The organism is Desulfopila aestuarii DSM 18488 (genome assembly GCF_900143695.1).
GTDB classification, from domain to species: domain Bacteria; phylum Desulfobacterota; class Desulfobulbia; order Desulfobulbales; family Desulfocapsaceae; genus Desulfopila; species Desulfopila aestuarii.
In genome coordinates this window covers 21,738-46,506 of sequence record NZ_FRFE01000003.1, presented here as the reverse complement: position 1 = coordinate 46,506, position 24,769 = coordinate 21,738, and the positions used below count along the sequence as shown (strand labels likewise).

General features: G+C 52.0%; 18 protein-coding genes. 16 read left to right on the top strand and 2 right to left on the bottom strand.

Features of this window, described 5'->3' with window-relative positions; all coding sequences use genetic code 11:
• The first annotated feature begins 2 nt into the window (after positions 1-2).
• The 15 genes from BUF15_RS03675 to BUF15_RS03605 all read left to right on the top strand — a co-directional run bounded on the left by BUF15_RS03675 (position 3) and on the right by BUF15_RS03605 (position 22,247).
• Positions 3-1,895, top strand: a complete 1,893-nt coding sequence (locus BUF15_RS03675; protein WP_073612113.1) for a penicillin-binding transpeptidase domain-containing protein — start codon at positions 3-5, stop codon at positions 1,893-1,895.
• Complete coding sequence (locus tag BUF15_RS03670; RefSeq protein WP_073612112.1) at positions 1,892-4,954, top strand: UDP-N-acetylmuramoyl-L-alanyl-D-glutamate--2,6-diaminopimelate ligase; 3,063 nt, start codon at positions 1,892-1,894, stop codon at positions 4,952-4,954. Before BUF15_RS03675 ends, BUF15_RS03670 begins: the two co-directional genes overlap by 4 nt.
• A 77-nt stretch (positions 4,955-5,031) precedes the next feature.
• Positions 5,032-6,111 (top strand): phospho-N-acetylmuramoyl-pentapeptide-transferase, encoded by a 1,080-nt coding sequence (mraY, locus tag BUF15_RS03665; RefSeq protein ID WP_073612111.1) that lies wholly within the window; start codon positions 5,032-5,034, stop codon positions 6,109-6,111.
• A 29-nt stretch (positions 6,112-6,140) separates the two neighbouring features.
• A complete protein-coding gene (gene murD / locus BUF15_RS03660) occupies positions 6,141-7,502 on the top strand; it encodes a UDP-N-acetylmuramoyl-L-alanine--D-glutamate ligase (protein ID WP_159441215.1) in 1,362 nt (453 codons plus the stop codon).
• Entirely contained in the window at positions 7,499-8,641 is a 1,143-nt protein-coding gene (gene murG / locus BUF15_RS03655; RefSeq protein ID WP_073612109.1) for an undecaprenyldiphospho-muramoylpentapeptide beta-N-acetylglucosaminyltransferase, read from the top strand. The genes murD and murG overlap by 4 nt, the downstream gene beginning before the upstream one ends.
• 2 nt (positions 8,642-8,643) lie before the next feature.
• Complete coding sequence (gene murC / locus BUF15_RS03650; RefSeq protein ID WP_073612108.1) at positions 8,644-10,026, top strand: UDP-N-acetylmuramate--L-alanine ligase; 1,383 nt, start codon at positions 8,644-8,646, stop codon at positions 10,024-10,026.
• A gap of 26 nt (positions 10,027-10,052) precedes the next feature.
• The gene (locus BUF15_RS03645) at positions 10,053-11,159 is read left to right on the top strand and encodes a cell division protein FtsQ/DivIB (protein ID WP_073612107.1); all 1,107 of its coding nucleotides are present in this window, start codon (positions 10,053-10,055) and stop codon (positions 11,157-11,159) included.
• Between the two features lie 14 nt (positions 11,160-11,173).
• Positions 11,174-12,427 carry a cell division protein FtsA gene (gene ftsA / locus BUF15_RS03640; RefSeq protein ID WP_073612354.1) on the top strand — a complete coding sequence of 418 codons (1,254 nt, stop codon included), beginning with the start codon at positions 11,174-11,176 and terminating at the stop codon, positions 12,425-12,427.
• 117 nt (positions 12,428-12,544) lie between these two features.
• Positions 12,545-13,801, top strand: a complete 1,257-nt coding sequence (gene ftsZ / locus BUF15_RS03635; RefSeq protein ID WP_073612106.1) for a cell division protein FtsZ — start codon at positions 12,545-12,547, stop codon at positions 13,799-13,801.
• 212 nt (positions 13,802-14,013) lie between these two features.
• A complete protein-coding gene (locus BUF15_RS03630; RefSeq protein WP_234981100.1) occupies positions 14,014-15,696 on the top strand; it encodes a radical SAM protein in 1,683 nt (560 codons plus the stop codon).
• Positions 15,689-17,155, top strand: a complete 1,467-nt coding sequence (locus BUF15_RS03625) for a two-component system sensor histidine kinase NtrB (protein ID WP_073612104.1) — start codon at positions 15,689-15,691, stop codon at positions 17,153-17,155. Before BUF15_RS03630 ends, BUF15_RS03625 begins: the two co-directional genes overlap by 8 nt.
• A 7-nt stretch (positions 17,156-17,162) precedes the next feature.
• The gene (locus tag BUF15_RS03620) at positions 17,163-17,810 is read left to right on the top strand and encodes an ABC transporter ATP-binding protein (RefSeq protein WP_234981099.1); all 648 of its coding nucleotides are present in this window, start codon (positions 17,163-17,165) and stop codon (positions 17,808-17,810) included.
• 29 nt (positions 17,811-17,839) lie between these two features.
• Positions 17,840-18,640, top strand: coding sequence for an ABC transporter permease (locus tag BUF15_RS03615; RefSeq protein ID WP_073612102.1), 801 nt, complete (start codon positions 17,840-17,842; stop codon positions 18,638-18,640).
• 131 nt (positions 18,641-18,771) lie between these two features.
• Positions 18,772-20,493 (top strand): FAD-dependent oxidoreductase, encoded by a 1,722-nt coding sequence (locus BUF15_RS03610; protein WP_073612101.1) that lies wholly within the window; start codon positions 18,772-18,774, stop codon positions 20,491-20,493.
• Positions 20,494-20,627: 134 nt separating this feature from the next.
• Entirely contained in the window at positions 20,628-22,247 is a 1,620-nt protein-coding gene (locus BUF15_RS03605) for a HEAT repeat domain-containing protein (RefSeq protein WP_073612100.1), read from the top strand.
• On the opposite strand, the gene BUF15_RS03600 is transcribed toward BUF15_RS03605, so the two are convergent.
• Together BUF15_RS03600 and BUF15_RS03595 are read right to left on the bottom strand one after the other, a co-directional pair.
• Positions 22,225-23,028 (bottom strand): histidinol-phosphatase, encoded by an 804-nt coding sequence (locus BUF15_RS03600; RefSeq protein WP_073612099.1) that lies wholly within the window; start codon positions 23,026-23,028, stop codon positions 22,225-22,227. The two genes, BUF15_RS03605 and BUF15_RS03600, sit on opposite strands and share 23 nt — an antisense overlap.
• A 30-nt stretch (positions 23,029-23,058) precedes the next feature.
• Positions 23,059-23,253: a hypothetical protein gene (locus tag BUF15_RS03595; protein ID WP_073612098.1), complete on the bottom strand. Its 195-nt coding sequence runs from the start codon at positions 23,251-23,253 to the stop codon at positions 23,059-23,061.
• Positions 23,254-23,672: 419 nt separating this feature from the next.
• Between BUF15_RS03595 and BUF15_RS03590 the strand changes: the two genes are divergently transcribed.
• Positions 23,673-24,629 carry a YkgJ family cysteine cluster protein gene (locus BUF15_RS03590; RefSeq protein WP_073612097.1) on the top strand — a complete coding sequence of 319 codons (957 nt, stop codon included), beginning with the start codon at positions 23,673-23,675 and terminating at the stop codon, positions 24,627-24,629.
• Positions 24,630-24,769 lie beyond the last annotated feature (140 nt).

The window sequence follows — 24,769 nt, the reverse complement described above, 5'->3', positions numbered from 1 at the left end:
AAATGGCAATAGGAACCGGTCTGCGAAAAAAGCAGAAAAAGAAACGTGGACTGGCTGTCGTTCTTGTCATTTTGGTCTTGATAGGGATTGCCGCCGGTTGGCGGCTGTTTGATGTAAGCGGGGCTGTGGAAAAGCTCAAGGCGTACTTTCCCTCGGCTACGCCCAGTTCGGTGTCGGAAGAAAATGTCAGGGGGACGATTTACGACCGAACATATAAGGAGATGGCGGTTTCCCTGCCGAGAGTGTCGGTGTTCGCCCGCTCCCGGGAGATCAAGTCTGTTGAAACCGCAGCCGCAACCTTGGCACCGCTCCTTGGTGTTGATGATCAAAGCATCCTGGAAAAATTGAGGGGAGACGAACTGCGCACCTGGCTTGCCAGGGACATAAACCAGAAACAGGAAGCCGCGGTCAAGGCTGCCAGCATAGAGGGCGTTTACCTGCATACAGAATATTCACGATATTACCCTTTAAAAGAAGTGGCAGCCCATCTTGTGGGGTTCGTGCAGGATGATATTGGCCTTTCAGGTGTCGAGTATTATTATGACCGGTTGGTCCAGAAGATGCTTGGACAGTCCGGTTCCGCTGAGTTTCGAGGCAGTGCCGGCCAGAATGTGCTGCTGACCATCGACATGAAGGTGCAGAATATTCTGGAAAAACTTGTTGAGTCTATTTCGGAAGGCAGGCAGAATGTTCGAATCGGGGCCTATGCGATGGATGCCGGTTCAGGAGCATTGATTGCCTCGGTACAGAGCCCGTCATTTGATCCTAATAGATATCGTGTGTATTCCCAGGCACTTCTTGAAAATGTGATGGTGCGGCCTATGCTTTTGCCACCGCTCTTTCGTACCCTTCTCCGTGACAGTGCCGCTATCCAGAGTCAATATGAATTACGGGGACGGGTTCACCCCTGGAGTGTCAGTGCCCAACAGTTGAGCCTTGGCAGTGAATTGCGTTTATGGGAAAGACTTGGTTTTGCAGCGAGTGTGCCACAGGAGTTTGGTAACCATGCCGAACAGTCGTTGAAGGTTGCCGATTATTTTGTAGTGGCAGGACAGGCAAAAGAGGATTTTGGTACGGTTCCCGATTCTCTTTCACCGCTTGCCTTGCTTTCTGCTCTCAGTGCAATAACCAACGGCGGCGGCAAGGTTGAGCCCTATGTGGTGCAGGCGGTAACCGATCCGCACAGCGATGAAGAGTTTCAGCTGCATCCGGAACCGCATGGAAAATCAACTGTCGAGGTGATCAGCCCTGAAGCCTCCGCAGAAATTTCGAAAATGATCTCTGTGCTTGGCACAGCCACCAAACTTGGTGGAACAATCATCCAAGACGGGATTCAGGTGGAGGTTGGCAGCAGTGATGGGTTTTCCCATATGAGCAATGAACTCTATTTTGCTGCTGTACCCATTGCGCAGGCTGAGCTGACAGTACTGTTGACGATTCAGGGCGGGAGTCGGCATGTAGAGAAACAAAAGGGGTCGTCTCTCGTTGATCCGGCCAAGGAATTGGCTGGTGTGTTGCCGCGTATCGCTGTATTGCAGGAGGTCGGCAAAAGTATTATCGACGTTGCCGAGCCGGAAGAAGGGCAGAGCGGTAATTATCCGGTACGTCTTGATCGGGTGCGGGAAGTTGTCCGTTCATCGCTGAATCAGGACAATACCGAACTGGTAGATCCCGGCGATATGCCTGATTTGGTGGGGTTAAGTCTTCGTAAGAGTCTCCGCTTGCTGCAGCATGCCACTTGCAAAATCCTTATTTACGGCACCGGCAGGGTGGTATCGCAAAAGCCGACCTCCGGCACTTCACTTGTCGGAGTGAAGGAATGTGAAATTCGGATGCAGAAGCAGGAAGACGTATCGCTGGAAGCACTTGAAGAAAAAACATCGGAACGAAAATGAGCCACCATCACTCACCTAGAGAAGAGATTCAACCGCCGGGCGTCGGCGCCAGTATTACTGAGCTTTTAGCCGGTCTCAGCTATAGGATAGCCCAGCAGGGTGAGGCTGGGGATGAGACGATTATCGCTGGCGTGACTTGTGATTCACGTGCGGCTGCTGAGGGCATGGTATTTGTCGCGTTGCCTGGCACCGTGACAGATGGACATTGTCACGTCTGGGATGCAGGGCTTCGTGGATGTGCGGCGATTATTGTGCAGAAGGGCGCAGAGTGGAAGCTGATAGCGGAATGGCCTGGCTGCGTGGTCGAGGTTGACGATTGTCGAGAGGCGTATGCCCGAGTTGCGGAAAACTATTTTGGCCGGCCTGCTGAACGTTTGCAACTTGTCGGTATTACAGGAACCAACGGCAAAACCACTATTACCTATCTGTTGGAAGACGCTCTGACCCATATCGGCTATCGGGTCGGGGTTATTGGAACCGTAAATTACAGGTATGGAAGCGATGGTGGCAAGGTTGTTTTGCCATCGCCCTTTACTACGCCCGAGGCCATGCAGCTGCAGAAGTTGTTGTTTGAGATGGTGCAGGCGGGGGTTGAGTTAGTGATAATGGAAGTTTCATCCCACGCCCTCGCTCAGCAGCGAATTGGCAATGTGCGCTACGATGTTGCGGCATTCACCAACCTTTCCCGGGATCATCTTGATTACCATCAGACGATGGATGAGTATTTTCAGGCGAAACGGATATTGTTTGCCGATCATCTGAAGGATACCGGTAAGGCGGTCATCTCAACACCCCAGCAACCGGAAGGTGACACCGACTGGTCAAAGAAAATGGCAGACTCCTGCCGGGAAAGCTCAATCCAACTCACCTTATGCGGAAAAGACGAACAGGCAGATATTCGCCTTATCGAATATGTCTCGACGTTAAATGATACTCGGCTCAGGTTCAGAGCGGGGGGCAGTGATTATAGCCTCACAACACCGCTTGTTGGCCATTTCAATATGGACAACCTGTTGACGGCCTTTGGTATACTTTCTGCCCTTGGTCTCGATCCGGCAAAAACGATTGAACCGCTTTCTCACTCGGCCGGTGCTCCGGGACGGTTGCAGCGGGTGCAGGCCGACGATGGAACCGGCCAGGCTGGGCCCGTAGTTTTTGTCGATTACGCCCACACACCCGATGCCTTAAAGCAGGTGCTGGCAACTCTCGCTGCGCTGCCGCATCGAGAACTCTATTGCATTTTTGGTTGTGGCGGTGATCGTGATGCGGGTAAACGACCGGTAATGGGGAGTTTTGCCGCCACCTTTGCTGATGTGGTGGTTGTTACCGACGACAATCCGCGCACCGAGGATCCAGACAGGATTCGCAGTCAGATCGTGCCGGGTATTATCAAGGCAGGCCTCCTGGAAAAGGATGTGAACTGGCTTGCCGGGCGGGAAATTGGCGAGCGAGGTTTTGTCGCTATTGCTGGCAGAAGTGAAGCGATTGCCAGAGGTGTACGCAGCGCGGGTAGCGGTGATATTGTTCTGATTGCCGGTAAGGGTCATGAGAAATATCAGCTTTCCCTTGCCGGCAAACGTTTTTTTGATGATTGCCTTGAAGCTCAGTGCGCACTTTTAGCATGGAACCTGGAGGCGGTGGCTCGCGCTACAGGAGGGAGATTGGTTGCTCCTTCCCAGGCTCAACGCGTTCTTGGCGAAGTTTCAACTGACAGCAGGACAATACACGCCGGAGATATTTTTGTACCGTTAAAAGGAGAGAAGTTTGACGGTCATGCATTTCTCTCTACAGTTGCCGAGAAGGGTGCCGGTTGTCTGGTAGTTGAGAAATCCTCAACCTTTGTTCCGCCGGAAAATATTGCCAGAGTCGAAGTGGATGATACTCTGCGGGCGCTGGGGGATCTGGCTCGTTTTCGCCGACGGCTTGTAGCGACGATGCAGGATCAGGTTGTTATAGGTATTACTGGCAGCTGCGGAAAGACCACGGTGAAGGAAATGACCGCAGCTATCCTTAAGCGCAGATGGCCGGCAGGCCCTGATTACCCTGAGGGTGCAGTGCTCTATACCAAAGGTAATCTCAACAACCTTATCGGAATGCCGTTGTCATTACTGCCTATCACACCACGTCAGCGTGCAGCTGTACTCGAAATGGGTATGAATGCACCGGGTGAGATCCACGCCATGGCCTTGAGTGCAGAGCCAGACATCTGCTGCATTACCAACGTCCATGGGGTGCATTTGGCAGGACTCCACGATCTAGACGGTGTGGCCAAGGCCAAGGGCGAATTATTTGCAGCAGCGAAGGACAGCGCACTGCTGGTTGTGAATCTTGATGATGAGAGAATACGGGTGCTAGCTGATGGTATTCAGCGAAAAAAAATTACCTTTGCAACCGTCGATAGTGGTGCTGATATGTATGCGTCCGAGATCGAGGCTGAGCCGGGAGGAGTGATAACATTTCTCCTGCACAGAGGCAACGAGACGGTTCAGATCCATCTCTATACCGTTGGCCTGCATAATGTGACCAACGCCGTGACTGCTGCAGCCATTGGCGCGGCGGCCGGAGCAACTCTTGCCGAGATTGCGGCCGGTCTTGCCGATTTCAGGCCGGGTGACAGGCGTATGGTTCAATTACAAACTGCGACCGGCCTTGGGGTGTTAAACGATACATATAACGCCAACCCTGCCTCCATGGAAGCGGGATTGAAAACGCTTGCTCAGATGGGTGGTAAACGAACCGCGGCCCTTCTTGGTGATATGCTGGAACTCGGAGACAGTTCGGTTGCTGCTCATCACCAGCTTGGCCGGCAGGCGGCCGAACTGGGAGTCGATTTTCTCGGTGTAGTCGGAAGTTTCAAGGACAAAATTGCCAGTGGGGCGCTTGAATACGGAATGTTGCCTGACAGAGTGAGGCTGTTTGAGGAAAAGGCAGCAGCTGCTGCCTGGATAGAATCGCTGCAGGAAAGCGGAGAACTTACTGCCGGTGACTGGCTTCTTGTGAAGGCATCACGCGGCTTAAGAATGGAAACAATTGTGGAGCGGCTGACAGGAAACACTTGAGGAAAGATGTAAGGCGAGGTAGAAAGCCACCTCAAAGTCTTCCTTTCAACCCGCAACACATTATCCGAGATTGACAGATGCTGTATCATTTACTTTATCCGCTGCATACAACCTTTATTGGTTTTAACGTTTTTCGTTATATTACGGTGCGTTCCATCGGGGCGGCCGTCACCGCTTTTCTCGTCATGCTGATTTTTGGACCGATGTTTATCCGGGCTATAAAGCGAAGGCAAATCGGTCAGGTAGTTCGCGATGACGGGCCAGAAACCCACTTGAAAAAACAGGGTGTCCCCACCATGGGCGGCTTGTTGATTCTCTGCTCTATCTCGGCCTCGACCCTTTTGTGGGCCCGACTGGATAATCCGCTTGTCTGGCTGTTGCTCTTTGTAACGCTTTTCTATGGGATGATCGGTGCCTTTGACGATTACCGTAAAGTGAGCCGCAACAGCAGTGCCGGAATTTCCGCCCGGGCGAAACTCGCTTTACAGGTCCTGGGCGCCATGTCGGTCGGGCTCTTTTTATTGTCCCATCCAGGATATGACGGCCAGTTAAGCCTGCCTTTTTTCAAGAATATCCAGCCCGATCTCGGCTGGTTTTATGTGATTTTTGCAATCATAGTCATTGTCGGCTCGTCCAATGCTGTGAATCTCACAGATGGTCTCGACGGTCTGGCAGCCGGGCCAACGGTGGTCTCGGCGGCTGTTTATCTGGTGTTCAGCTATCTTGCCGGCCATGTGGTGCTGGCCGATTACCTGCAAATTCCCTATGTGAAAGGAAGCAGTGAGCTGGCCATTTTCTGTGGCGCGATCTTTGGAGGCTGTCTCGGCTTTCTCTGGTTTAACGCATATCCCGCCCAGATTTTCATGGGTGATACTGGCTCGCTGGCACTTGGCGGCGCCCTTGGTTCTATTGCTATCATTATTAAGCAGGAATTTCTGCTGGCCATTGTGGGCGGCATTTTTGTGATGGAAGCCTTGTCGGTGATCATGCAGGTCGGCTATTTCAAGATGACCAACGGCAAACGAATCTTCTTGATGGCTCCGTTTCATCACCATTTTGAGAAAAAGGGCTGGCACGAGCCGAAGGTCGTGGTCCGGTTCTGGATCGTCTCGATTATTCTTGGCCTCTTTGCCATAGCCACCCTGAAACTGCGCTGATGCAAAAAGAATCCAAGATATATAAGGGCATGACAGTAGCCGTAGTCGGACTGGGGATAACCGGCCAGGCGGCTGTGCATTATTGTCTTGAATGCGGAGCGCAGGTGATCGTATCGGACAGTCGCCCGCGCGCGCGCTTTCAAGAGGAGATGGCAGCTTTTCTTCAAAAAACCGGAGTGGAATGGGAGGCAGGCGGCCATACTTTCGAGTTTCTGAACAAGGCCGATTGCGTGATCGTCAGTCCCGGCATTCCGGAAAGCCATGAAGCAATCATCCGGCTGAAGGCCGCGGGAATACCTGTCGTCGGTGAGCTGGCCGTGGCCGCTCCCCATCTGAACATGCCGGTGGTGGCTGTGACAGGCACAAATGGCAAGACCACGGTGACCTCTCTTATCGGTGAGATTGTAAAAGAGGACGGGAGATCGGTCTTCGTCGGCGGCAATATAGGAACCCCTGTTTTTGAGTTTCTGCGAAAAAAAGACAAAGCCGATGTCATGGTGCTTGAGGTATCGAGCTTCCAGCTGATGGCTGCTGGAGACTTCGCTCCAGATGTCGGTGTGCTGTTGAACATTACCCCCGATCATATTGACCGGCATGGCTCCTTGAGTGAATATGCAGCAGCCAAAATGCGACTGTTCTGCCACCAGAAATCGGCCCATACTGCGGTCATGTGCAGCGATGATCCGGAGTGTATGGCCAGGGTCGGGCAGTTGCCCTCTCAATGTGTTACTTTCGGCAACGTTCCAGGCTCCACTGCCCGCATTGAAGGCCAGGTGGTGAGGAGTATGGTGGCTGGTCATGAAGTCGTTTATGACCTTACTGGAACTGCGTTTATTGGCCGTATCGGCGCAAGCAATGCGGCTGCGGCGATCCTGGCCTGTCAGGCTCTGGGAATTGCGCCTGATGTGATTATGGCGGCGTTGAAGAAGTTCCAGCCGGGTCCACATCGTATTGCGCTGGTAGGCGAGTTGCATGGTGTTCGTTTTATCAATGATTCAAAAGGGACCAATACCGGTGCGGTGATTGCCGCTTTGCAGCAGCTTGATGGTAAAGCATTGCTCATAGCCGGCGGGCGGGACAAAGGCGAAGATTACCGCCTGCTCCGGGAGCAGGTGCAGGAAAAAGCAAGAACCGTCATTGTGATTGGTGAGGCGGCCGCAAAGATCAGCGAGGCATTGCAAGGTTGCACCGAGCTGCGGTCAGCCGAAACGCTGGATGAAGCCGTGCGGTTGGGATACAGTCTGGCCGAGCCAGGTGATGCAGTGCTGCTTTCACCGGCCTGTTCCAGTTTCGACATGTTTACGAGTTATGCTCATCGTGGTGAAATGTTTGCCGCGGCAGTGCATAAACTGATCGCAGAGGATTCGGCTGGCGACGGAGGTGGGCGGTGAAAAACGCTACCGGAAGACCGATACGGCTCCTCATAACCGGCGGCGGCACCGGCGGACACCTTTTTCCAGCTGTGGCAGCTGCTCAGGCCCTTCGTTTACGCCAGCCGGAGAGTGAGGTGCTTTTTATCGGTACCCGTAGAAAAATTGATACTACCACCCTGGACGGGTACGGTTTTGCCAGCTGTTCAATACACAGCTATGGCTTAAAAGGCAAAAGTCCGCTGGAACTACTCAAGGCCATTGCGGCGTTGCCCGTGTCGATATTTCAGGCGGCAGTTCATATTCGACGCTTTCGCCCGGATGTGGCGCTCGGAGTTGGTGGCTATGTCACCGGTCCGGTAATGGTCGCGGCGAAACTGATGGGGGTGCCGACCATTATCCATGAGCAGAATTCGGTACCGGGTCTGGCGAATAGAAAACTGGGCACACTGGTGAATCGTATCTGTGTTTCCCTGCCGGGGAGTGAACGTTTTTTCCCACTGGAGAAAACGATCTTGACTGGTAATCCTGTCCGGCAGAATATCCTGGCGCTTGCCCGTGAGGAGAAAGACAAATCAGGGGTATTCACCATTATGATTCTGGGCGGCAGCCAGGGGGCACACGCCGTGAACCGGTTAGTGACCGAAGCACTCTGCGATTATGGCAAGGAAAATTTGCCGGAGTTTGCGGTCATACACCAGACGGGCCAAAAAGATGCAGAATGGGTTGAAAACCGTTATCGTGAAGCTGGAGTCAATGCGACAGTAGCACCATTTTTTCGCGATATGGCCGAGGTGTACAGTAAGGCTGATCTCTTGGTGTCGCGAGCCGGGGCTACCACCTTGACCGAACTGGCAGTACTGGGCAAGCCGGCAATCCTGGTGCCCTATCCCTTTGCTGCAGATGATCATCAGACAAAAAATGGCGCCTACTATGTCGATGGCGGAGGGGCTGTACAGTTCATAGAAAAGGATTTGCACAGTGAATTGCTCTTTCGTACCATTGAAGATTTAATGAAGAGCGGTGACCGTCGTGCGGTTATGGCCGAGGGAATGCGCGGGCTTGCCATTCCCGATGCAGCGGAAAAAATCGTCGATGTCTGCCTTCAGGCTGCAGGTGGAACAATGGAACCTGCCATTGATACCATGCGGGGAAATTAAGGATGTACAGAAAAAATAAACATATTCATTTTGTAGGAGTTGGTGGAATCGGCATGAGCGGTATTGCTGAGCTGCTCCTCAACCTCGGGTACACGGTTTCCGGTTCTGACCTGCACGGCTCTGCCATTACCGACCGATTGGCGAAACTCGGCGGTACCATCAGTATAGGCCATAAGGCGGAAAATATTGAGGGTGCCGACGTCGTGGTTACCTCTTCAGCTATTTCGGACAAAAATCCTGAAGTGGTAGAGGCCAGGCGTCAGCATATCCCGGTTATTCAGCGGGCAGAGATGCTGGCAGAACTGATGCGGCTCAAGAAATACGGCATCGCCATTGCCGGGAGCCATGGTAAAACCTCCACGACCTCTATGGTCAGCTGGATGATGGCAGAGGCAAACTTTGATCCAACAATCGTGGTTGGCGGCAAGGTTGATAGTCTTGGAGGCAATGCGAAACTGGGGCAGGGTGAATTTCTGGTCGCCGAAGCGGATGAGAGTGACGGCTCTTTCTTAAAACTCTCGCCGGTGCTCGAGGTTGTAACCAATATCGATTTGGAGCATCTCGACTACTATCGAGATATCGAGCACATCAAAGAGACCTTTCTGGCGTTTATCGATAAGATCCCATTTTACGGTGCCGCTATTGTCTGTCTCGACGATCCCAACGTTGCTGACATTCTGCCTTTGATCAGTAGACGCAAAATCACATATGGGTTGACACCTCAGGCGGATATGCATGCGGAGAATATCCGTTTCGAAAATGGCAGGGTTCTTTTCACCGTGCACCGCCAGGATGAATACCTGGGCGATATTGATCTGGCGCCGCCGGGTATGCATAATGTCTATAACGCCCTGGCCGTCATCTGTGTGGGGTTGGAGTTGGAGATTCCCTTTCCTGTCATTGCCAAGGGACTGCAGAGTTACCAAGGTGTCCAGCGTCGTATGCAGAAAAAAGGTGAGGTGCGGGGCATAACAGTTGTGGACGATTATGGCCACCACCCCACTGAAATCCGCGCGACTCTTTCCGCAATCAAGACCGCCTGGCCCGAAAAGAGGCTGGTGGTACTGTTCCAGCCGCATCGCTATAGCCGGACCAAAGGACTGTTTAAAGATTTTCTCACCGCTTTTCATCAGGCGGACTATCTCATCCTGACTGATATCTATGCGGCCAGTGAGGAACCAATCGAAGGCGTCAGCAGTCAGGCGTTGTTGGCAGAAATCGAACAGCACGGTCAGCGCTATACCCATTATATTGCCTCTGTTGATGCGATGGCTGAAGAAGTGATGGGGCTGGTTGGTGAAAACGATCTTGTGCTGACGCTTGGTGCAGGCAATATTGTACGGGTCGGTGAGGAGCTTTTAACGCTTCTTGAGAAGCAGGTGTAGAATAGTAGCGCAAACTCTATTATAGTATGCTGCGTGATTTTGAGGAGCGGGATAAAGACGAGCTACTGCAAAAAATGGATATGGGCGGAACAAAACTGAAAGCTCTGAAACTACAGCACAGAGCACGTGCAACCGGGATTTTTCTGCGACAGTGTTTGCGAGAGCTGTCCGGTAAAGGCCGGAAACGTACGACGCGCAACAGCGACTTGCGGCAGCACAGTTTTGCCTCCATGCCCGAGCCGGCAAAGAAGAGCAGAAAACGGCTCTCTTTGAGCAGGGTGCGCAATAAAATACGGCAGAATCAGAGGGTCCGAAAGGATACCTTTGATACGCAATTGAACAAACGGCCATTTCCGGTGCGAATATTTCCGCTGGCCTTGACGGCCTTGGCCATATCGATGTTTTTCACCTTTGACGGTGAAAAGATGATCGGGAGGCTATTCAATGACATCTCGATCTTCAAGGTACGGGAACTCGATTTTATCGGCTGCGAATCCACCTCGAAGGATCGACTGCGTCTGCTAACAGGAATAAATCTCTACCAGACCAGTTTGCTGGGGCTTGATACCGATATTGTTGCAACCAATGTCGAGCAGGATCCGTGGGTGAGCAGGGCGGTGGTCAAGCGTAACTGGCCGAGCGAGATCGTGATTGAGGTTGTGGAGCATCAGCCGGTGGCGATGATCAACAGGAGTACTACTTCTCAACCGCAACTCTTTTATGTTGATAAGACCGGCACCGCATTTTTAGAGGTCAATCCTGGACAGGATGTCGACTATCCTGTTATTACCGGTCTCGATCGCTTTGCAGAAGAAGAACAGCGTCAGGCAATCTTTGCAGATATTTATTCCTTCCTCAGATATGCTGGCAGGAATAATCCAAACTTGCCGGCCCAGTCGGTTTCGGAAATTCATATCAACGAGCAAGGTGAGATGGTGATCTATCTCGTGGATCACACTTTCCCAATCTTTTTTGGTAAAGGTGATATTTATGAGAAATACATCCGGCTGGTGAAGGTACTTGAGGCGCTGTACAAAGAAAAACGAAAAGGAATGCTGATTTCCGGAGTTGAATATATCCGGATGGATTATTTGAACGACAAGGTGCTGGTTGCACAAAGTGAGTCTGGTTGACGGATATGGATGAAATGATTGAGATAGAGCCTGAAGAGGAACAGGAAACTGGTGAGCATGAACCCGGTGAACTTGTCGTGGGCCTCGATATTGGTACCACCAAAATCTGCTGTATCGTTGGCGAGGTCTTTGAGGATCGGGTCAATGTGATCGGTACCGGCACCGTACCATCCAACGGGCTTCGAAAAGGGGTGGTTGTCAATATCGAGAGTACTGTCAGCTCCATCAAGCAGGCGGTTAAGCTGGCTGAGGAGTCGGCTGGTTGCGACCTCAGTTCCAGCTATGTGTATGTCGGCATAGCCGGTAATCACATAAAGGGATTCAACAGTCCCGGTATCCTGGCGATTAACAACCGGGAGATTAAACAGGCCGATATTGACGATGTGATCAATGCGGCCCGTACCGTCAAGATCACCGAAAACCAGCGGGTTATTCATGTGATGCCGCAGGAATACATGGTTGACGATCATACCGGTATCCAGAACCCCTTGGGGATGACCGGAGTGCGTCTGGTGACAAATGTCCATATCGTTACCGCCGATATCGGCGCTGTCCATAATCTTGTGACATGCTGCAATAAAGCAGGTCTGGAGGTGGCTGAACTGGTCTTGGAATCCATTGCTTCGGCCAACGCGGTACTGAGTCCGGATGAGATGGAACTTGGGGTGGCGCTGGTGGATATCGGCGGCGGCACCACTGATTTAGCCGTATTTTGTGATGGCACTATTCGCCATACCCGGGAAATCGGGCTGGGCGGACACAATCTCACCAACGATCTATCTGTCGGCCTCAGAACACCTCTGCAGGAAGCGGAACGACTCAAAGAGGATTACGGCGGGGCTATTTCCTCGGTGATCAAGCCCAACCTGGTGGTTGATGTACCGACCGTGGGCGATCGTGAACCGCGGAAGGTGACCCAGAAGATTTTGGTGGATATTCTTGAGGCTCGAATGATCGAGATTCTTGAGATGATTGACCGGGAACTCGTGGCAAGCGGCCAGAAGAACAAGATCAACGGTGGTGTCGTCATCACTGGTGGTACGGCGTTACTTGCCAATCTTGTAGATTTGGCCGAGCAGATTTTTGATTTGCCGGTGCGAATTGGTTATCCCACCGGTGTTGGCGGCAAGCTGGAAGAGATCTACAGCCCCCGTTGTACCACCGCTACGGGACTGGTGCTTTTTGGCAGAAATAAGAGCCGGGAAAACCAGAACCGTGAGCCATCCGCATTGGATAAGTTAAGGGGATGGATCAAAAAAATTATGTAAGACCCCAGATATTTTTGTTTATGGGGCAATGGGCAGATGATATATTTGCAGGAATTGAATGTTCAGCCGGCGGGTCCGCAGGGGATGCCGGTTTAATATAGCAGCAGGGAGAATGGTATGCCGTTTAGAATGGCAGAATCAGAGGGCGTGGCGGTTGTCAGGGTGATTGGAGTCGGCGGCGGTGGCGGTAATGCCATCAACACCATGGTAGCCAATCGATTGCAAGGGGTCGAATTTATCGCGGCGAATACCGATAAACAAGCGCTGTTGCAGTCTCAAGCTGATATTTGCCTGCAGCTCGGTCCCAGCGTGACCAAAGGTCTTGGTGCCGGAGCGACACCTGAAACCGGTGAACAGGCGGCTATTGAATCTCTTGAGGAGATCAAAGAAGCCCTAAAAGGCAGCGATATGGTCTTTGTCACCGCCGGTCTAGGCGGCGGTACCGGTACCGGTGCTGCTCCTGTGGTTGCCAAAGCCTGTAAGGAACTTGGCGCACTGACTGTTGCAGTTGTCACCAAGCCCTTTAGTTTTGAAGGCAAGTTTCGGATGCGCAACGCCGAGTACGGCTGGGAGCAGCTGCAGAAATATGCCGATACCATTATAACCGTGCCCAATGATCGCCTGCTGTCACTCATGCAGAAAAACAGTAAGTTGGCCGATATGCTGACAATGGCCGACAACGTACTTTTGCAGGCTGTAAAAGGTATCACAGACCTGATAAATGTTCCCGGACTGATTAATGCCGACTTTGCCGATCTTCGCACTGTCATGCGTGAAGTCGGGCCAGCTATCATGGGTAGCGGCAGCGCTGTCGGGGAAAACAGGGCGGTCGAAGCGGCCAGGAAGGCTATCGACAATCAATTGCTTGAGGATTTCGGAATCGATGGTGCCCGTGGTCTGTTGATCAATATTTCCGCTTCCGAAGAGACTTTTGCCATGTCTGAGTTCATGGAGGCTTCTTCACTCATTCAGGAACGGGTGGATGAGGACGCCAAGGTGGTCATCGGCGCCCTCTATGACAATTCCCTGGAGGATGAGCTCAAGGTTACCGTTATTGCTACGGGTGTTGGTGATATTGCGAGCAAGAGAGAGGCTATCTCCCAGGTTAATGATCTCTACCGTAAACGACCGGAGACTGAAAACGGTAGGAATCGCGAACGTGAGCGTGAACGTGAGAGTGATCCTGTCAATTCAGCCAAGCAGGCCCCGGTCAACAGACAACCGAAGGTGACTCGCCTGCCGAATTCGAATTTTGAGACGCTGGATCACTTTGGTGGCAATTCCGGCGATAACGACGGCAGAAAACGCGATCTGCCAACCTGGCACGAGGATCATCTGGAAACCCCGGCCTACCTGCGCAAGAAGGCCAACTAACCAGCAAGGCTGGACCACATTGGCCGGCCACAACGAAACATGAAAGGTGTGTGGGCCGGTGTGGTATTGCCGCGGAACCAACCTTTTTCATATAAAAGGGGTCCGTAATCAGGAAGCAGCACAGAACATCATCCGGCTTGGTCGGTAAGGTTACCTCCAGGCTGGATACGGAAAAAGGCAGTTATCTCAAAAAGTGGACCGGGCGTCTACCCGTGGCGTTACTCTATCCCAATACGTATGGGGTGGGGATGTCAAGTCTCGGATTCCAGCTGGTGTACGCCATGCTGGGCAATGAAGACAGCCTGGTCTGCGAGAGATTTTTTCTCCCGGAAAAAAAAGAACCATTGCGTTCTGTCGAATCGCAGCGGCCGCTTACCGATTTTCCCATCATTTTTATCTCCATCAGTTTCGAGCACGATTATCCCCACCTGGTGCAATTGCTCCGGATGGCAGGGATTGCTCCCTTCAGCTCCGACCGCGATTCTGCTATAGCACCCGCCCAGCCACTGGTTATCTGTGGCGGGGTGGCTACTTTCATGAATCCTGAGCCGCTTGCGCCGTTTGTCGACCTTTTTGTCCTAGGTGAAGCCGAGCCGGTTCTGCCCAGCCTCGTTGCATCATTGTTGCAAGACCACGACCGGTTGGCGCGAAGCGATTTGCTGCTGCATTTGAGCCGGAACCTGAATGGCTGCTACGCACCGTGTTTTTATACCCCGGAATATGATAATGAAGGCGAGCTGCGATGCTATCGTGCAAGCCACGATCTGCCGGAGAGGGTGGTGAAATCGGTGCTTCACCATTCTCCCGTTGCTGCTCATTCACAGCTGTTGACCCCGGAAGCCGAGTTTGCCGAGATGCATCTGACCGAGCTTGGCCGCGGTTGCTCACGTGGCTGCCGATTTTGCGCGGCAGGCTTTATTTATCGTCCCCCGCGTCTCTGGGATGGGGACGCTGTGGTGGAGGGTCTCAAGGCCCGTTTTACCGGTATTGACCGGGTTGGCCTTCTCGGTATGGAGATGGCCGATAGCGCAGCGCTGGAGCAAATCAGCACGTATCTCAAGGAAAGCGGCTGTGCCCTCTCTTTCTCCTCGCTACGGGCCGATCGGCTCAGTGATCATCTAATCGACCTGCTTGGCGCCAGTGAACTGAAAAGTGTGGCCATTGCTCCTGATGGGAGTTCTGAGAGGTTACGAAGGGTCATCAATAAGGGACTGGATGAGACTGACCTGCTGGAGGCTGCCGAGCGGCTGGTAGCGGCTGGTATTTTCAAACTCAAGCTCTACCTCATGATTGGTCTGCCCTCTGAAGCAGATGAGGATCTGCTGGAGGCGGTTACCTTAGTTGGCAAAATAAAAGAACGTATCGATCGTATTGGAAAGGTGCGGGGACGGCTTACGGAAATCGTCATTTCCGTGAACTGCTTTGCTCCGAAACCTTGGACGCCCTTCCAGTTCCACCCGTTTGGCATGAGTTTTTCGCCTGAATCAAATAAAGAGGGAAGTGCTAAAGAAGCCGTAAATGAGCTGAAGCGACGGCAGAAAGTGTTGCGTAACGGTCTCTCTTCGCTGGCTAATGTGCATCTGCAGTTCGATAAACCCGAGAGTGTTCTTTTTCAGGCGGTTTTGTCGCGAGGCGACAGGCGACTTGCCGAGGTGCTGCTTACCATGGCAGACACCGGCTGTAGTTGGAAACAGGCGATGAAGCAGCACCATCTCACCGCTGAAGAGTATGCAGTTCGTGCTTTTCGTCAGACAAGCTGGTTTCCCTGGTATGTGATCGACCACGGTATCGATCACGATTATCTCTGGCAGGAATACCAGCGGGCATTCGACGAGAAGTTGACTCTGGCCTGTGACACCTCCATCTGCAGGCGATGCGGGGTCTGTCATGGTTAAATTGCGAAAGGGTGGCAAAAAAACGCAGGATCTCGTCCAGCAGCAGAAGCTGGACGCCGGTCTGCAACCCTTCAAGCTGGTAAAATATTTTACATTCACCAGTCTTGCAGTCATCCTTATCTTCACCCTGTTTCTTTCCTGGGCTATCTCCCAGAATGCCAAAAAGGTGATGTTGAAACAAAGTGAAGAGTATTCGATGGTCCTTGCCGAAAATCTCAATCAGCAGGTATTTCGCCGTTTTGTTCTGCCAACAGTGGTACGTTTCGGCAATATTGCGCTCAGTAATCCCGAGCAGTTTGGGACGCTTGACGCGGTGGTGAAGAGTGTTATTCAGGGTATGAAGATCGAATCGGTAACTATTTATGATTCGAGCATGAATATTGTGTCTTATTCGACGGTTGACGATATTGTTGGCATAAAAGATCTGGGTGGAGTGGAGTATGAACTGGCGCTTTCAGGTGTTGCCAATTCACGACTACTGTACAGCGGTTCGGTGGTCAACCTCCTGCCGGAGACCAAATCGCTCAGCTGTGAACTGCGCACATTCATTCCGTTTCGTCAGGTTCGCGATACCGGCGAACCCAGCGATCTTATCATGGGGGTCATCGAGATCCAGAAAGACCTCTCGAAAGAATATGAAAATATTATTCGTTTGCAGGGATCGATTATTGCCGTCTCTGGTACAGTGATGGCCGTCCTCTTTCTGGTGTTGCGGACTATCGTTTCCAGGGCTGGCCGGATTATGGAAGGAAAGGCGCTCGAGCGTCTGCGTCTGGAGGAGCAGCTTAATCAGGCAGAGCGACTGGCCCATCTCGGCACCATGGTGGCAACCGTTTCCCATGAGATTAAAAGTCCGCTTGGTATTGTGAGAAGCACTGCAGAAATACTGGAAAAACGTATAAAAAAAGTTGCACCTGGCAGTGAACACCTGGCCCGCATTATCGTTGATGAAACCAGTCGCTTGAATGACATTGTCATGGAGTTTCTTGATTTTGCCCGTCCTCAGGAGACGAAGCTGCAGCCCGGCAACATCAATGAGCTGGTTGAAAAGGCGTTAATCTTTATTGCCCATAAGCTTGAAGAGCAACATATCGAGCTGGTCAAGGAGCTTCAAGCCGACCTGCCGCTGGTTCATCTCGATCCGGAACAGCTTTACCGAGCTCTTCTCAATATTCTGGTGAATGGCATTCAGGCCATGCCGGATGGAGGTAGCCTGAAGGTGCGGACCCAGATCGGCAGCAAAGGGAAGGTTGTGCTGGCCATCAGCGATAACGGGATTGGTATGAACGAAGAGACGGCCGAGCAGATTTTTAAACCCTTTTTTACCGATAAGCATAAAGGCACCGGTTTGGGATTGTCGATAACCAAGAATATCATCGATGGTCATAACGGCGAAATACACATCGAGAGCGCCATCAATGCAGGAACAACCTTCTTTATTAGTCTCCCAACAGCCTAAGCCCGTCTTGCTAGACGTTACTAACGTCGCTTTTCTCACAAAAGGCCCATACAGCTTTTCCGTGGCTGCAGGTGAATGTGTCGGTCTGAGTGGCAGGTCTGGGATTGGCAAAACCCAGTTGCTGCGGGCTATGGCTGATCTTATCCCCTGCACTGGCAATGTTGTGCTAAATGGCATTGATGCACAGAAGATCCCGGCGCCTCGTTGGCGGCAGATGGTCGGTATGGTCCCCGCTGATCCACAGTGGTGGTTTGATCTGGTTGGTGATCATTTCCCGAAGAATGAACAGATGGATACGCTGCTGCCAACCCTTGAGCGGCTCGGTTTTGCCATGGATGTACTGAACTGGGAGGTGAGTCGACTCTCTACCGGCGAACGACAGCGTCTTGCCCTGATAAGAGCACTGGTACCTGAACCGATAGTACTCTTGCTTGATGAGCCGAGCTCGGCCCTTGATGCCACGCACACGAATAGCCTCGAAGAGCTGCTTGCAGAGCTGAGGCAAAGCAAAGAACTTGGCATTGTCTGGGTGAGCCATGACCCGGCTCAGCTGAGAAGGGTCGCTAACCGGATTTTTACGTTGGAAGAGCACACCCTTCTCGAGATAGTGACCAACAGAACCAACATGCTGCCGGAACGGTTGTCGCAGGCGTAGTCTAACACTACTTCTATTACTCAAATCGTATGAACGTTATTTCTCTAACCACTTTCGATCTGGCCATTGCCGCTTTGCTGCTGCTCGTCCTGGCAGGAGTCAGCATGGCGCTGAGTCTTGGTCTTGAGAAAAAGATCATCATCTTCAGCGGTCGTATGATAGCCCAACTGCTCTTTATCGGGCTTGTGCTGCGGTATCTTTTCGCCAACGCCGACGGTTGGCTGATTCTCCTGATGTCGCTGGTGATGCTGGGAGCCGCGGGACGAGAAGTGCAGGCGCGGCAGAAGCGCCGGATACGAGGTGTTGCCGGTTACTTGATCGGTACCGGCGCCATGTTTATCTCCTCATTTTCGGTTACGCTGCTGGCGTTGGTAGTCATAATTGGGGTTGAGCCCTGGTACACACCACAATACGCTATCCCCCTGCTTGGGATGCTGCTTGGCAACACCATGACCGGTATATCACTTGCTGCGGACCGGCTGAGCAGTCAGTTTTATGAGCAGCGCAATGTAATTGAGCAGCGGTTGATGCTTGGGCAGAGCTGGCAGGAGGCCAGTTCTGATATCAGGCGCGACTGTATGCGGACGGGTATGATGCCGATCATCAATTCCATGGCTGCAGCAGGTATCGTCAGCCTACCGGGTATGATGACCGGTCAGATTCTGGGAGGTACTCCGCCGGTTGAGGCGGTCAAATACCAGATCCTTATTATCTTGCTGATCGCCGCTGGTACAGGATTCGGGGTTATTACTGCGATCTGGATGACTGGACGTCATCTCTTTGACCAGCGTCACCGTTTGCGGCTTGATTGCCTGCTCGGAAAACGGTAGGTTAGATCCCCGAATGATGAATTCGTATAATGACTGCATAATGGGGACCAGCGGTTCCCAATAAAATGAAATATTTCGAGTAACTCTCTACGCTGCTGAAGTGCTGCGGCAGAGGCTTGAAGGAGGCGAAAATGGGTAAGAAAATAGTGATAATCGGTGGGGTTGCGGCAGGTCCTAAGGCCGCAGTCCGGGTAAAACGGTTGATGCAGGACGCAGAAGTTACCCTGGTTGATCAAGACAGTCTGATTTCGTATGGAGGTTGCGGTATTCCTTACTACGTCTCAGGTGATGTGGCGGATGAAAAAGAACTGCGGTCGACCAGTTTTCATATGCTCCGGGATGAGTTCTTTTTTGAGAAGGCCAAGGGGGTCAGAACGCTGACCTCAACCAGGGCCATTGCTATAGATAGAACCAATAAAACCGTCACTGTCGAAAATGTGCAGAGCGGCGAGCAGGGCAAGCTCGAATATGACCAGTTGCTGCTGGCGACCGGCAGTCAACCTGTGATCCTGCCGATACCCGGCAACAGCCTTGACGGTGTTTTTACCATTAGCGATCTGCATAAGGCGATTGAGATAAAGGAGCGCATAGCCAAAGGGCAGGTGGGCAAGGCGGTTATCATCGGTGGTGGGGCTATCGGACTTGAGATGGCCGAAGCCTTTACCGACCTGTGGGGGGTGGAGACCACGGTGGTTGAGTTTATGGATCAGCTGCTCCCCAAAGCGGTTGGCTGGACCATGGCAACGATTTTGACGAAACATCTCCGGGAGAAGAATGTCGAAGTGTTCCTGGGGGAGGCGGCTGAAGAAATCCTTGGTGAGGATGGTCGGGTCGTCGGTCTCAAGACCAGCAAGCGTACTATTGAGGCCGATCTGATTGTGATGGCCGCTGGTGTCAGACCCCGTGCACAGTTGGCGGTAGAGGCGGGACTGCATGTTATCCCAAACGGCGGCATTGTCGTCAACGAACGCATGCAGACCTCCGACCCTGCGATCTTTGCAGCGGGTGATTGCGTTGAGATTGTCCATCTGCTTACGGGCAAGCGGTTCTGTGCACCTTTCGGCAGCCTGGCAAACAAAGAAGGGAGAGTGGCGGCTGACAATATGGCGGGTATCCCATCGACATTCAAGGGTGGGGTGGGCAGCTTTATCATGAAGGCTTTTGATATCTCCATCGGTGCCGTCGGACTGACCCTAAAGGCGGCTCTGGCAGAGGGCTTTGATGCGGATGTGTCGTTGACTTCGCCTTCAGATCGGGCCCATTTCTTTCCTGGTCAGGATATCGTCTGTTTTGAAATGGTTTTTGACCGGAGGAGCCGGAGAGTTTTGGGATTGCAGGGGGTCGGTCCCATGAACGACGCTCTTTCCGCCAGACTTGATGCTGCTGCCGTGGCCCTGGCCAATAGTGCGACTATTGAGGATTTTAGCAATATAGAGATGTGTTACGCGCCGCCGTTCTCGGCAGCTATCGATGCCATTAACGCCGCCGGTTATGTGGCAGAAAATCTCTGTGACGGCAGGATGCGGCAGATCGGCATGGCCGATTTCTACAGCTGGATGGATGACTATTCTAGCCAGCCGGACTGGCAAGTGCTCGATGTGCGCCATCCCAAGCAGGCCGATCCCCTGGTTGAGGCTCTTGGGGAACAGATCTGGATGTCTCTGCCCTACGAACAGGTGCGTGATCGTTATGAGGAACTGCCCGACGATCGCACCCTGATCATCTTTTGCAATGCCGGCTCACGTTCTTACGAGATACAGGTCTTTTTGGATTCGGTCGGCAGGAAAAATACCCTCGTTCTTCCGGGTGGCTATAATGTAATTCGGAGAATGGGCGCTTCATGGCTGCCGTAAACTGTTAGAGGCGACTTGAGCTTGAGAATTTGTTGATATCTGGCTTAGACAAATTTCACTCAGCTGTGATAGTATGGAGACGTGATGAGTTTTCGGGATGATTATCCCAATGTGAATGTATTGAAGAGGTTGATATGGTTGAGTTGAATTCGCAGCACATGATTGAAGAAATTCAGGCAAATGTGCAGACTGGGGATATCATGAAATCGCGTCTGGTGTTATCTCACATCAGTGAGGTGGACATCAAGACCCGCAACAGGATGATCTATGAACTCTCCAGAGGAAAGGTGGACTTTGTGGTGCCTCTCCTCACCTATCTTCTGGCGGAACAGCCGGAAGCGGCTGAGGGGATGCCGGTCATACGGGAGACGCTTCTTTCAAGCCTGCTGGCGTATCCCGAAACACTGCCGAAATTTCTTACTTCAAACGCTGTCGAACATAAGTCGGAACTGATTCGACTGGTGGGTGAACTGCATTATACAGATGCAACCCCGGCATTGCTCGAGATTGCCGCCACCGCCAATGATGACGCCATGATCCTGCTCATCATCGAGACCCTAGGCCAGCTGGGGGATCCGGATGCCATTAATATGTTGACCGACTATCTCTATTCGGCCAATCGTGAGTTGATCATGGCCTCGGTGCATTCTCTTGGACAGCTGGGGACGCCCACCGCCATGCACCGGCTGGCCGAACGGATGGGGACCGACAACGATATCGATTTCATGATTCTCTCGATCTTTGCTGAGGTGCAGGACCAGATTTCGTTGGAAAAACTGAGCGATACCTTGCGTTCGAGTCATGCCCATATGCGCAGTTATGCCAAGAAGGAGCTGGTGAACATCGGTCCCAAGGCGGTACCGCTGCTTATTGACAATCTAGGCAACCATGACCCTGATCTCTTGATCCATACCTTGAATGTCCTCGGTGATATTGGCGATGAGTCAGCCATTTCGCCCATCCGTAAGTTGCTTGATACTGTACCGCGAAGTGCCAATGTGCGCTTTGCGGCCTATGAGGCCCTTGCTCTTCTGCCGCTCAAAAAAGGTGCATACACCTTGACTGCCGGGCTTACCGATGGTGAAGATCATGTCTGTATCGCCGCTGCCCGTGCCATTGACCGCAATTTCTCGTCTATTCTTGCGGCAGGGATTAAGAACCTGTTGCGGGGGCCGGAAGAAGATGCCCGGCACATTGCTAAGATCATTGTCAATGCTCAGGTTGATCAGGTTTTTTTGAGTCTTGCCGATGATGAGATGTTCCAGGAGCTGGCTCTGGTTTATCTCCCGCACACCCATAAGGATATCCGGGAGCACTATAGCAATTTACTGAAAAAGGAAGGCAAGAAAGCGTTTGCCACACGATTTGAAGGGCGCGAGGAGCAGGTCTCACGACCGAAGGTCGTGGCGGTGGACGATTCACGTATGATTCTCAATATCTACAAGGCGACCCTGCATGAGCTGGGATACGAACCGGTGCTGTTCGAGTTCCCAGCTTCGGCACTCGAATGGCTGGCGGGGGAAAAACCGCTGATGGTGTTGACCGATCTCAACATGCCGGATATCACAGGGGTTCAACTGACTCAAAAGATCCGTGAATTGTATTCAGCCGAACAACTGCCAGTGATCATGGTGACCACCCAGAATGAAGCGACCGATAACGAAGCGGCTCGGACGGCAGGAGTCAGCGATATTCTGCAGAAGCCGTTCAATGCCAAATCGCTCGGCGCCGCTATGGACAAACTGCTGAAGTAATATAGTCGCGAAGGTTATGAAAGAATCTGCCGACATCCTCCGGTCGGTGGGCGTCAGAGCCCGCCACCAGGGGAATGTCGTGGCCGATGGCCATGGCCAGGAACTTACGGGCCGGAAACGGCTCTCCCCGCATGGTGAAACCTGAGGTGTTGATCTCGATGGCCATGCCTTTTTCTTTTACCGTGGTGAGAAGATCGTCGATCTGTTGAAGATGCTCTTTGGTAAAGGAGATTCCAGGCACGTGTCGCAGCGCCGCATCGAGATGGCAAAGTACGGTTCCAGGCAGTTCGGCGACCGCTTCATGCAAGGTGTCAAAATAGCATGACAGAAGCTGATCGACACCTGCCTGCCTGGCGATATCGATATTCTGCTGTTGGCGGCTTAAAAGATTGATATGCTGGCCGGTGTCACCAATGGGCAGGAAATGGCACGAAATACCCACCCGCTCCCAGGGATAGGCACCAATTTTCTTTTTCAGCTCATCTTTGCCTTGCCGATTGTAGCCAACTTCTACCCCGAGCCCCACCTCTATTTGCTCGCGATAGAGTATCTGTAGCCGCATTCCTTCGCGAAAATATTCCTCGAAGTCCTCTTCTGTCAGCCAGGTACGATCGAAATAGTTGATGCCCGCTTCCAGGTGCTCGAGAAAGATCATCTTGTCGAGACCTCTGTCAATGCCTGCAAGAACATACTCTTCCATTTCGCCGGTGGCATGGCGACAGAGCCGGGTATGGACGTGACCATCGGTAGAAATGTCGATAGCAGTTTGCGGGGAGGTCATTTCAACCTCATCTGAAAGAGTGATGCAGGATCAGGCGTTGCCGCGAGGAAAGAAGTGAACTGTACCGTCAATTTCGGAATTGTCACAGATATGACCCATCTCATAACCGAGTTCAATATATTCCTCGATTCCATCGACCTGGACGGTAAGCGTCGGTCCGCCAGGAACATGATAGATAATTGTGTTTGCAGCGGATAAATCAACTGGAGATAAAAAGACCTTCATAAACAACCAAACCTTGGTGAAAACGACAACGTTCCTGGTAGACAGAACGGATAATGCTCGCGAGTATAGACAGTCTGATATACGAACAATAAAGAAAAACTGCAAGTCTAAAGGCGAGCTGGAGAGTTAACCCTTGATCCTGGTAAAGGATCTTTTTGCTATCTGCCCGAATTGCCGAAGTCTGCTCCTGCTATTGCCAAGGATTGGGTTTGACACATCACGGTATGACGTTTATTATGCAATGCTGCTGCATCCTTTGCATAATGCGAGGTCATGTTCGTCTTAGCGAGGACCGCGACAATGAGCCTTCAGGAACAAAGGCCGTTCATGCACTGTGTATATCTTTCGATGGTTTTCAATTGTACCAATAGATGCAATTTCGTGGAGTTTTCAACCCATATTCAATATCAGGTGATGTAATGAGTAAAGATCAGTTGAGTGCCAAAGAGCAGAGTCTTTTTGGCAAAAGCAAAAATCCTTCCAACATTATGCCGCAGAAGCTTACCTTGAACAGCAGGATCAAGTTTCGCTGTCATCCCGGTGTCAGTTGTTTTACGGCGTGCTGCGGTGGCATTAAGATCGTTCTGACCCCTTATGACATACTTATTCTGACCAAGCGGCTCGGTATTCCGGCCCATGATTTCCTGCATCTTTATACGCTGCCGACCTATCTGGAGCAGACCGATATGCCAGGGGTCATGATCAAAATGCGTGAAGAGGACAATAAATGTCCTTTCGTTACCCCTGAAGGGTGCACTGTCTATTCAGACCGTCCCTCGGCTTGTCGTTATTATCCGGTAGGCATGGCTGATTTCCATGAGGCCGGCCACAAGGAAGAGGGTGGTGGTGAGGTATCAGGTGCTGATGATAAGTTCTATTTCGTGGTGAAAGAAGATTACTGCAAAGGCCACGAAGAGGACAAGGAATGGACTGTAGCGGAATGGCGTGCGGATCAGGGTGTCGACCTGCGCGACGATATGAACCGTGAATGGTTGCGCCTTGTCATGCGCCGCAAATCCCATGGCCAGCAGGCGCAGCTTTCAGAGCAGGCCAAGCGGATGTTCTTTATGGCCTCGACCGACCTGTCCCATTTTAAACGGTTTATTTTCGAGAGTTCGTTTTTGCAGACCTATGATGTTGATCCAGAGATTATCGAGAAGATCAAGGAAGACGATGTCGAACTTTTACACTTCTCATATCGCTACCTCGCTTCAAGCCTCTTTGGTGTACAGGACCCCGGCTTCAGGATAAAAGAAGAGAAAATTCAGGCTAAGGTTTCTGTAATGAAGCAGGAGCAGGATGAATCGGTACTGCAGGCTATTCGCCAGTATGAGGCTCTGAAAGCCGATATGGATGAACTGAAGTTGAAAAAATAGATCTCCTGGATCATGGAAGAGCGCCGATTTTGGCGCCTTTCCTATGAAGACAACAAAAAAGGGGCGGTGGAATCAATCCATCGCCCCTTTTTTGTTGTCAACTCGCTGCAAATCACCCCCGGCCGACTGCAGCCGAGGGT

Excerpts from the sequence above, each read along its gene's own strand:
- BUF15_RS03675 (WP_073612113.1), top strand. The coding sequence starts at position 3 with ATGGCAATAGGAACCGGTCTGCGAAAAAAGCAGAAAAAGAAACGTGGA.
- BUF15_RS03670 (WP_073612112.1), top strand. The coding sequence starts at position 1,892 with ATGAGCCACCATCACTCACCTAGAGAAGAGATTCAACCGCCGGGCGTC.
- mraY (WP_073612111.1), top strand. The coding sequence starts at position 5,032 with ATGCTGTATCATTTACTTTATCCGCTGCATACAACCTTTATTGGTTTT.
- murD (WP_159441215.1), top strand. The coding sequence starts at position 6,141 with ATGACAGTAGCCGTAGTCGGACTGGGGATAACCGGCCAGGCGGCTGTG.
- murC (WP_073612108.1), top strand. The coding sequence starts at position 8,644 with ATGTACAGAAAAAATAAACATATTCATTTTGTAGGAGTTGGTGGAATC.
- BUF15_RS03645 (WP_073612107.1), top strand. The coding sequence starts at position 10,053 with ATGCTGCGTGATTTTGAGGAGCGGGATAAAGACGAGCTACTGCAAAAA.
- ftsA (WP_073612354.1), top strand. The coding sequence starts at position 11,174 with ATGATTGAGATAGAGCCTGAAGAGGAACAGGAAACTGGTGAGCATGAA.
- ftsZ (WP_073612106.1), top strand. The coding sequence starts at position 12,545 with ATGCCGTTTAGAATGGCAGAATCAGAGGGCGTGGCGGTTGTCAGGGTG.
- BUF15_RS03625 (WP_073612104.1), top strand. The coding sequence starts at position 15,689 with ATGGTTAAATTGCGAAAGGGTGGCAAAAAAACGCAGGATCTCGTCCAG.
- BUF15_RS03615 (WP_073612102.1), top strand. The coding sequence starts at position 17,840 with ATGAACGTTATTTCTCTAACCACTTTCGATCTGGCCATTGCCGCTTTG.
- BUF15_RS03610 (WP_073612101.1), top strand. The coding sequence starts at position 18,772 with ATGGGTAAGAAAATAGTGATAATCGGTGGGGTTGCGGCAGGTCCTAAG.
- BUF15_RS03605 (WP_073612100.1), top strand. The coding sequence starts at position 20,628 with ATGGTTGAGTTGAATTCGCAGCACATGATTGAAGAAATTCAGGCAAAT.
- BUF15_RS03600 (WP_073612099.1), bottom strand. The coding sequence starts at position 23,028 with ATGACCTCCCCGCAAACTGCTATCGACATTTCTACCGATGGTCACGTC.
- BUF15_RS03595 (WP_073612098.1), bottom strand. The coding sequence starts at position 23,253 with ATGAAGGTCTTTTTATCTCCAGTTGATTTATCCGCTGCAAACACAATT.
- BUF15_RS03590 (WP_073612097.1), top strand. The coding sequence starts at position 23,673 with ATGAGTAAAGATCAGTTGAGTGCCAAAGAGCAGAGTCTTTTTGGCAAA.